The 7831-nt window shown below is 71.8% G+C and carries 7 protein-coding genes and 1 rRNA gene; 3 read left to right on the top strand and 5 right to left on the bottom strand.

Going from position 1 to position 7831, the window contains the following annotated elements; translation table 11 throughout:
- The first annotated feature begins 162 nt into the window (after window positions 1-162).
- Window positions 163-279 (top strand): 5S ribosomal RNA (gene rrf / locus ACFV3E_RS16625).
- 139 nt (window positions 280-418) lie between these two features.
- Here rrf and ACFV3E_RS16620 read toward each other — a convergent pair.
- The 5 genes from ACFV3E_RS16620 to ACFV3E_RS16600 are packed head-to-tail and all read right to left on the bottom strand — an operon-like array spanning window position 419 to window position 5851.
- Window positions 419-1729 (bottom strand): DUF58 domain-containing protein, encoded by a 1311-nt coding sequence (locus tag ACFV3E_RS16620; RefSeq protein WP_500535303.1) that lies wholly within the window; start codon window positions 1727-1729, stop codon window positions 419-421.
- A gap of 18 nt (window positions 1730-1747) precedes the next feature.
- A complete protein-coding gene (locus ACFV3E_RS16615) occupies window positions 1748-2716 on the bottom strand; it encodes an AAA family ATPase (protein WP_500369114.1) in 969 nt (322 codons plus the stop codon).
- Window positions 2713-3939 (bottom strand): DUF4350 domain-containing protein, encoded by a 1227-nt coding sequence (locus tag ACFV3E_RS16610; protein WP_500535302.1) that lies wholly within the window; start codon window positions 3937-3939, stop codon window positions 2713-2715. Before ACFV3E_RS16610 ends, ACFV3E_RS16615 begins: the two co-directional genes overlap by 4 nt.
- Window positions 3936-4598 carry a DUF4129 domain-containing protein gene (locus ACFV3E_RS16605; protein ID WP_500535301.1) on the bottom strand — a complete coding sequence of 221 codons (663 nt, stop codon included), beginning with the start codon at window positions 4596-4598 and terminating at the stop codon, window positions 3936-3938. Before ACFV3E_RS16605 ends, ACFV3E_RS16610 begins: the two co-directional genes overlap by 4 nt.
- Entirely contained in the window at window positions 4598-5851 is a 1254-nt protein-coding gene (locus tag ACFV3E_RS16600) for a DUF7847 domain-containing protein (RefSeq protein WP_500535300.1), read from the bottom strand. The genes ACFV3E_RS16605 and ACFV3E_RS16600 overlap by 1 nt, the downstream gene beginning before the upstream one ends.
- 143 nt (window positions 5852-5994) lie before the next feature.
- Between ACFV3E_RS16600 and mtnA the strand changes: the two genes are divergently transcribed.
- Window positions 5995-7131 (top strand): S-methyl-5-thioribose-1-phosphate isomerase, encoded by a 1137-nt coding sequence (gene mtnA, locus ACFV3E_RS16595; protein ID WP_500535299.1) that lies wholly within the window; start codon window positions 5995-5997, stop codon window positions 7129-7131.
- On the top strand, window positions 7128-7817 hold the full coding sequence (gene mtrA / locus ACFV3E_RS16590) for a two-component system response regulator MtrA (protein WP_078620260.1): 690 nt from the start codon (window positions 7128-7130) through the stop codon (window positions 7815-7817). Before mtnA ends, mtrA begins: the two co-directional genes overlap by 4 nt.
- Window positions 7818-7831: the final 14 nt, after the last annotated feature.

Raw genomic sequence — 7831 nt, 5'->3', positions numbered from 1 at the left:
TTAAGGCTCCCAGTAGACGACTGGGTTGATAGGCCGGATGTGGAAGCCCAGTAATGGGTGGAGCTGACCGGTACTAATAAGCCGAGGGCTTGTCCATAGGTTGCTCGCGTCCACTGTGTAGTTCTGAAACAACGAACCGTTGGTTCGATGGTTTCATAGTGTTTCGGTGGTTATAGCGTTAGGGAAACGCCCGGTTACATTTCGAACCCGGAAGCTAAGCCTTTCAGCGCCGATGGTACTGCAGGGGGGACCCTGTGGGAGAGTAGGACGCCGCCGAACAATTATTAGCCTCAGCCCCTGAGTTTCGACTCGGGGGCTGAGGCTTTTCTGCGTTGTCCCCCCAAAAGCAGAGAAGGCAGGAGACAGGAGAGAGCAGCCGTCCCCTCCTGTCTCCTGCAGAGCCCCTCGTCTTCGTCTCCTACAGTCGGCCGGCGGCCTTGAGGGCGAGGTAGGTGTCCGCCAGCGCCGGGGCGATGTCGGAGGGCGGGGCGTCGAGGACGGTGATGTTGTGCCGGGAAAGGCGCTGGGCGACGCGGCGGCGTTCAGCGCGTGCCTGCTCGGCGGCCGCGGCCGCGTACACGGCGTCGACGCTGTGACGGCCCTGCGCCATCTCTTCGATGCGGGGGTCCGCCACGGAGGCGATGAGGACCTCGTGGCGGTGGGTGAGCTGGGGGAGGACGGGCAGCAGGCCCTCTTCCATCGGCGCGGCGTCGAGCCCGGTGAGGAACACGACGAGTGAGCGCTGGGTGGCCCGTTGGAGGACCGTGGCGACCAGACCGCGGGCGTCGGACTCGACGAGTTCGGCCTCGAGCGGTGCCATGGCGTCGACCAGGGCGGGGAGCATGTCCCGGGCGGCACGGCCCTGGACGGAGGCGCGTACGCGGCGGTCGTAGGCCAGCAGGTCGACGCGGTCGCCGGCACGGCCCGCGAGGACGGCGAGCAGCAGGGCGGCGTCCATGGCGGCGTCGAGTCGGGGGGCGTCGCCGACGCGGCCGGCGGCTGTACGGCCGGTGTCGAGGACGATGAGGATGTGGCGGTCGCGTTCGGGGCGCCAGGTGCGGACGGCGACGGTGGCCCGGCGTGCGGTGGCCCGCCAGTCGATGGAGCGGGTGTCGTCGCCGGGGATGTATTCGCGGAGAGAGTCGAACTCGGTGCCCTGGCCCCGGATGAGCACGGACGTGCGTCCGTCGAGCTCTCGGAGGCGGGCCAGGCGCGACGGCAGGTGTTTGCGGCTGTGGAAGGGCGGGAGGACCCGGACCGTCCAGGGGACGCGGTGGGAACCCTGCCGGGCGGCCAGGCCGAGGGGCCCGTGGGAGCGGACGGTGACGCGTTCGGCGTGCCGGTCACCGCGGCGGGTGGGGTGCAGGGTGGTGGTGACGCGGCGGCGTTCGGCGGACGGGATGGTCAGCCGGTGACGTGACGCGGCCACCTCGGTACCCGGGTACCAGCTGCTGGGCGGCCAGGCGTCGCGGAGGTGGGCGCGCAGCGGGCGCCGGCTGGGGTTGGTCACGGTGAGCACGACCTCCGCCGTTTCACCGAGTCGAACGGATGTCTCACCGGATCGGGTGAAATGGAGCTTTCGTACTGGCGCGGCGAGCGCAAGGTCGCACAGAATTCCGAACAGAAGGATGCCTTCGACGAGCAGGATGCCGTTCCAGCCGGGGAGCAGCAGACCGACGGCGAGGGCGCCGAGGGCGGCCAGCAGGGCGGTACGTCCGGTGAGTGCCATGGTCGGTCACCGCCCGTCTCAGCGCGGTACGGGGACGCGGGCGAGGACCGAGGTGATGACCGAGTCGGGTGTGGTGCCCTCCATCTCGGCTTCGGGCCGCAATTGGATGCGGTGCCGGAGCGTGGGGAGGGCGAGGGCCTTGACGTCGTCGGGGATGACGTAGTCGCGGCCGGTGAGCCAGGCCCAGGCGCGGGCGGTGGCGAGCAGGGCGGTGGCTCCCCGGGGGGAGACACCGAGGGTCAGAGAGGGGGATTCACGGGTGGCTCGGCAGATATCGACGATGTAGGCCGTGATGTCGGCGGAGACCGAGGTCTTGGCGACGGCGGCCCGGGCGGCGTCGAGGTCGGCGGGGCCGGCGACCGGCCGCAAACCGGCGGAGTCCAGGTCCCGGGGGTTGAAGCCGTCGGCGTGGCGGGTGAGCACGTCGATCTCGGTCTCGCGGGACGGCAGGGGGAGGATCAGCTTCAGGAGGAAGCGGTCCAGTTGGGCCTCGGGGAGGGGGTAGGTGCCCTCGTACTCGACGGGGTTCTGCGTCGCCGCGACGAGGAACGGCTCGGGTAGCGGCCGGGGGATGCCGTCGACGGACACCTGGCGCTCCTCCATGGCCTCCAGGAGGGATGCCTGGGTCTTGGGCGGGGTGCGGTTGATCTCGTCGGCGAGCAGCAGGTTGGTGAAGACAGGGCCCGCCTGGAAGGAGAACTCGGCTGTGCGGGCGTCGTAGACGAGGGAGCCGGTGATGTCGCCGGGCATCAGGTCGGGGGTGAACTGGACCCGCTTGGTCTCCAGTTGCAGGGAGGCGGCCAGGGCGCGCACGAGGAGGGTCTTGGCGACTCCGGGCACGCCTTCCAGGAGGACGTGACCCCGGCAGAGCAGGGCCACGACCAGGCCGGTGACGGCCGGGTCCTGGCCGACGACGGCCTTGGCGATTTCGGTGCGCAGGGCCTCCAGGGAGGCACGGGCGCTGTCGGCGGTCGGGGCGGCGCTCACGGGGTTGCTTTCCTCTCGTTGAGAAGGACGCGGCGTTCCAGTGCGTCGAGGTCGTCGGCGAGACGCAGCAGGGCCGCGTCATCGGGGGGAGGTGGACCGTGGAGCAGGCTGTGCGGGTCGACGGAGGGGTCGTCCAGCCGGGCGGCCACCGCGGTGGGCAGGGCGGCCGGGTCGTGGGCCTGGGACGGAGGGATGCCGACCAACGGGGCCAGCCGGTCGCGTGCGGCGGCGCGCAGCACCTCCGCGGCCCGGCCACGGGCCCGGCCGTGGCGGTAGAGGCGGGCACGTCCCTCGGTGGTCTCCGCGGCACGGACGGTGGCGGGCAGCCGTTCGGCGACGACGGGGCCGAGGCGGCGGGCGCGCCAGAGGGCCGCGAAGGCGGCGGCGATGAACAACTGCAGGACGGCCCAGTTCCAGCCGTCGGGGATGAGGTCGAGGAAGCTTTGCTGTCCGCCGCCGAAGGCGGAGGCGTCGGTGAGTGAGGGGAGGTACCAGACGAGCTTCGGGTGGGCGCCGAGGGTCTGCATGGCGAGCGAGGCGTTGCCCTGCTCGGCGAGGTTCTCGTTCTGCAGGAGTGTGTGGGTGCCGAGGACGACGGTGTCGCCGCCGTTGGCCGCGGGCAGCCGTAGCAGGGTGAAGTCGCCCTGGGCGTTGGGGTAGCAGCGGTCGGCGTCCCGCGAGGACGTCGCATACCCGCCGCCGCCCATTGCGGCGGAGCCGGCCGCCCGGGCGGCGGCCAGGTCGCACCCGGGCTCGAGGACGTGGACGGGGACGGGCCCCGTGTAGCGGACGCCCGGGGCGAGCCGTCCGATGGAGGGTTCGCTGGGGGAGAGGAGGACGACACGGCCGCCCGCGCGCTCCATCGCGCCATGCATCGCGTCCTGCTGACGCTTCGTCAACAGGTCGGGCACGGTGACGAGGACGGTGGTGTCGGGTCCGGCGGCGGCCACGGCCTCGTCGGTGGTGGTGACGACCGTGGTGGTCACACCTTGGTCGTGGAGGAGTTGAGCGACGGCCCGGCTGCCGGACGGGTCGGGGGAACGGGGGTCGAGTGCGTCATGGTTCTCACCGGAACGCGCGGCGGCGTACAGGACGCCGAAGACGATCAGGGCGAGGAACGCCACGAGCAGGGCGCGCGAGCGCGTCCACAGCTGGCCCGCGGTCGGGGAGGCCGACGTGGTGGCGGGGGTGGCCGCCTGGGCCGGGGGCAGGGTGTCGGTCACGGGCGGGAACCTCCGCCGGCCGCGCCGCTGTCGGCCAACCGGGGCTTGGTGCCTTGCACTTCGGTGTCGAGTTCGCGCAGGGCCGCGTAGGCGTCAGGGGTGCCCGGGCGGTTCCCGTAGGTGACGTCGTCGAAGGTGCGGGCGGCGTCCGCGAGGCGGGCGGCGTGGTCGGGGAGGGGGCGGCCCGCCTCGGCGGCGGCCTCGTCCGCGGTCCGGCCGGGCCGCGGGTCGAGCAGGGCCCGTTCCTCCAGGGAGCGCACGATCGCGCGCATCCGTTCCTGGACGGCCTCGCTCCACCGGCCGTGGTGCGCGTGTTCCTCGGCGGCGGCCCGGTGCTCGGCGGCGGTCCGGGGGGCGTCCGCGAACAGCCCGGTGCCGGTGGTGGGTTGCGCGCGCAGCCTGCCGAGCCGCAGCCGCAGGGCGACGACCAGCAGCACGACCACGACGATGATCGCCACCAGGCCGACGCCGCCTCCGGGGGTGACCCCGGAGGCGGCGTCCATCAAGTGGGAGACCTTCTCCCAGAGCCAGTTCAGGGCGCGTTCGAACAGGCTCGGGTCGTCGCGGTGGTAGATGCCCTTGGACAGCTCGTCCTCGGCGGCCTCGCGGGCGGGGCCGCGGGGAATGGTGACCGGTACGTCCTCCCCCGACACCGGCATCAGCCCCCGGCGGCTGAGCTGTTGCCGGGTGCGCCGCTCCCGCCGAGGGCGTCGGTGTAGCCGGGGACGCCCGCGGCACGGGCCAGTTCGATGTCGAGGGCCTCGCGGCGGATCCGCTGATCCATGTAGAGCAGGGCGGTAACGCCGGCGTTGATGGGGAAGGTGATGGTGGATCCGATGACGGCGCCGATCCCGATGACGATCAGGTACGTCCAGCCGAGGTTCGCCTGGTCACCCGATGCGAAGGACGACAGGCCGTCGCTTCCGGTGAAGATGCCCGCCAGCACGAAGGGAATCTGGATGATCGACGAGACGATGTAGACGAGGATCATGGTGAGCAACTGGATGCCCAGAATGCGCCACCACGACCCGCGGACCAGCTTGGCCGACCGGGCCATGGACTTCAGGACGCCCTGCTTCTCCAGCATGAGGGCGGGTGAGGAGAGGCTGAAGCGGATCATCAGCCAGACGATCACGCCGAGGGCGACCGCGCCGCCGAGGAACGCCAGGCCGACACCAGCGGCCGTGGCGCCGCCGGCCGCGACGAGGACCCCGGGGACGATGCCGACGGCCATGATCCCGGCGCCGATCAGAGTGAGCAGCAGCGTCAGCCCGAACAGGCGCGGCAGCTGGCTGCGGGCGTCGGACCACGCCTCGGCCAGGGTCACCTCGCGACCGAGGACGGCCCGGCTGACGACCATGGTGAGCATCGCCGTGGCGATCACCGTTCCGAGGAGGGTGATGACCAGGGCGAGCCCCCCGGCGGCCAGCGTGCCGCCGACGGCGTTCATGACGTCGCTGAACGAGGGGTCGGCACGGCCGTCCAGGGAGTTGAGCGTCTCGCTGTCGTCGAGCATGAACCCCTGGAGCAGCAGCATGGCGCCCTGGGTCAGCAGCGAGACCGCGAAGGAGATGGTGAGCACGGTGCGCCAGTGCGCGCGCATCGTGGAGACCGCGCCGTCGAGGATCTCGCCGACGCCCAGCGGCCGCAGCGGGATGACACCGGGCTTGGGGGACGGCGGGGCACCCCAGTGCGGCTGCTGCCAGCCGGCGGGCGCGGGGCTGCCCCAGACCGGGCCGCTGGGCGGGGGCGGGGCGCCCCAGCCGTCTGCGGTCTTCCACTGGCCCGCGGGCGGCTGCTGCTCGGACCAGTTCTGCGGCGCAGCGTCCTGCGGCGCACCGGGGCCGTCGGTGCGGTCCGGTTCGCCGGAGGGGGAGGATCCGGGCGAGGCCCAGCCCGGAGAGTCGTTCATCGTCGCTCCTTCGCTACTGCGCTACCTACTCGTCCAACGGCGGGACGGTGGCCATCGTGCCATGGGCGAAGCGGGCTTGTACCTGCGGATGCGGAGTGCCGCAACCGTTCAAAACGTGCTGCCGTTCACGGCAGACTGAGCAGATGGGTGATCAGTACGTGGTAACTCTGGCCAATGATTCCAAGGGCAACCCTGACGAGCCCCTGCCGGCGCTGCGCTGGGAGGAGCCGCCGGAAGGCCCCGTCCTCGTCCTCCTCGACCAGACCCGGCTGCCCGCGGAGGAAGTGGAGCTGGTCTGCACCGACGTCCCCGCCCTGGTCGAGGCCATCCGCGGCCTCGCCGTGCGCGGCGCCCCGCTGCTCGGCATAGCCGGCGCGTACGGCATCGCCCTCGCCGCCGTCCGCGGCTACGACGTGGACGAGGCCGCCGAATCCCTCGCCCACGCCCGGCCCACCGCCGTCAACCTGGCCTACGGCGTCCGGCGGGCCCTGGCGGCCTACCGGGCCGCCCTCACCGGGACCGCCGGGGGCGACCCGGAACGCGCCGCCGCGGCGGCCCTGGCCGAGGCCCGCAGCCTGCACGCCGAGGACAGGGAGGCCAGCGCAGCCATGGCCAGCCACGGCCTCCAGCTGCTCGCCGAGCTCCTCCCCGGCGGCGGCTACCAGATCCTCACCCACTGCAACACCGGCGCCCTCGTCTCCGGCGGCGAGGGCACCGCGTTCGCCGTCGCACTCGCCGCCCACCGCCAGGGCCAGCTGCGCCGCCTGTGGGTCGACGAGACCCGCCCCCTGCTCCAGGGCGCCCGCCTCACCGCCTACGAGGCCGCCCGCTCCGGCATGGCGTACACCCTGCTCACCGACAACGCCGCAGGCTCACTCTTCGCCGCCGGCAATGTCCACGCCGTCCTCATCGGCGCCGACCGCATCGCCGCGGACGGCTCCGTCGCCAACAAGGTCGGCAGCTACCCACTCGCCGTGCTCGCCCGATACCACAACGTGCCCTTCATCGTCGTCGCCCCCACCACCACCGTCGACCAGGGCACCGCCGACGGCCCGTCGATCGACATCGAGCAGCGCCCCGGGCACGAGGTGACCGAATCGGCCGGAGACCCGGTGGCACCCCTCGGCACCCAGGCGTACAACCCTGCGTTCGACATCACACCCGCAGGCCTGATAACGGCAATAGTCACCGAAAACGGCGTGGTTTCGCCGGTCACACCCGATGCCCTGGCAGCTTTGTGCCCGTCTCGTGCTCCAGGTCACGATCAGGTAATGGGATGATGGTCGCTATGAAGGGACGCGTCCTGGTCGTCGACGACGACACCGCACTGGCAGAGATGCTTGGCATCGTGCTGCGCGGAGAAGGTTTTGAGCCGTCGTTCGTGGCCGACGGTGACAAGGCCCTCGCCGCATTCCGTGAGACCAAGCCTGATCTGGTCCTCCTCGACCTCATGCTCCCCGGACGGGACGGCATCGACGTATGCCGCCAGATCCGGGCCGAGTCCGGGGTCCCCATCGTCATGCTCACCGCGAAGAGCGACACGGTCGACGTCGTCGTAGGCCTGGAGTCCGGGGCCGACGACTACGTCATCAAGCCGTTCAAGCCCAAGGAGCTCGTCGCCCGCGTGCGGGCCCGGCTGCGCAGGGCCGAAGAGCCCACGCCGGAGCAGCTCACCATCGGTGACCTGGTCATCGACGTGGCCGGCCACTCGGTCAAGCGGGACGGACAGCCCATCGCGCTGACCCCCCTCGAGTTCGACCTGCTGGTCGCGCTCGCCCGCAAGCCCTGGCAGGTCTTCACCCGCGAGGTGCTGCTGGAGCAGGTCTGGGGCTACCGGCACGCCGCCGACACCCGCCTGGTCAACGTGCACGTCCAGCGGCTGCGCTCCAAGGTCGAGCGGGACCCCGAGCGCCCCGAGATCGTGGTGACCGTCCGCGGCGTCGGCTACAAGGCCGGGCCGGGCTGACGTGGCCACCGCGT

Origin of the sequence: Streptomyces sp. NPDC059718 (assembly GCF_042733315.1) — a bacterium.
GTDB lineage: Bacteria > Actinomycetota > Actinomycetes > Streptomycetales > Streptomycetaceae > Actinacidiphila.
The sequence above is the reverse complement of the archived record's forward strand: the minus strand, read 5'-3'. Positions and strand labels throughout refer to the sequence as shown.

Coding starts and splice junctions, on each gene's coding strand:
- ACFV3E_RS16620 (WP_500535303.1), bottom strand. CDS start 1,729: ATGGCACTCACCGGACGTACCGCCCTGCTGGCCGCCCTCGGCGCCCTC.
- ACFV3E_RS16605 (WP_500535301.1), bottom strand. CDS start 4,598: ATGCCGGTGTCGGGGGAGGACGTACCGGTCACCATTCCCCGCGGCCCC.
- ACFV3E_RS16600 (WP_500535300.1), bottom strand. CDS start 5,851: ATGAACGACTCTCCGGGCTGGGCCTCGCCCGGATCCTCCCCCTCCGGC.
- mtnA (WP_500535299.1), top strand. CDS start 5,995: ATGGGTGATCAGTACGTGGTAACTCTGGCCAATGATTCCAAGGGCAAC.
- mtrA (WP_078620260.1), top strand. CDS start 7,128: ATGATGGTCGCTATGAAGGGACGCGTCCTGGTCGTCGACGACGACACC.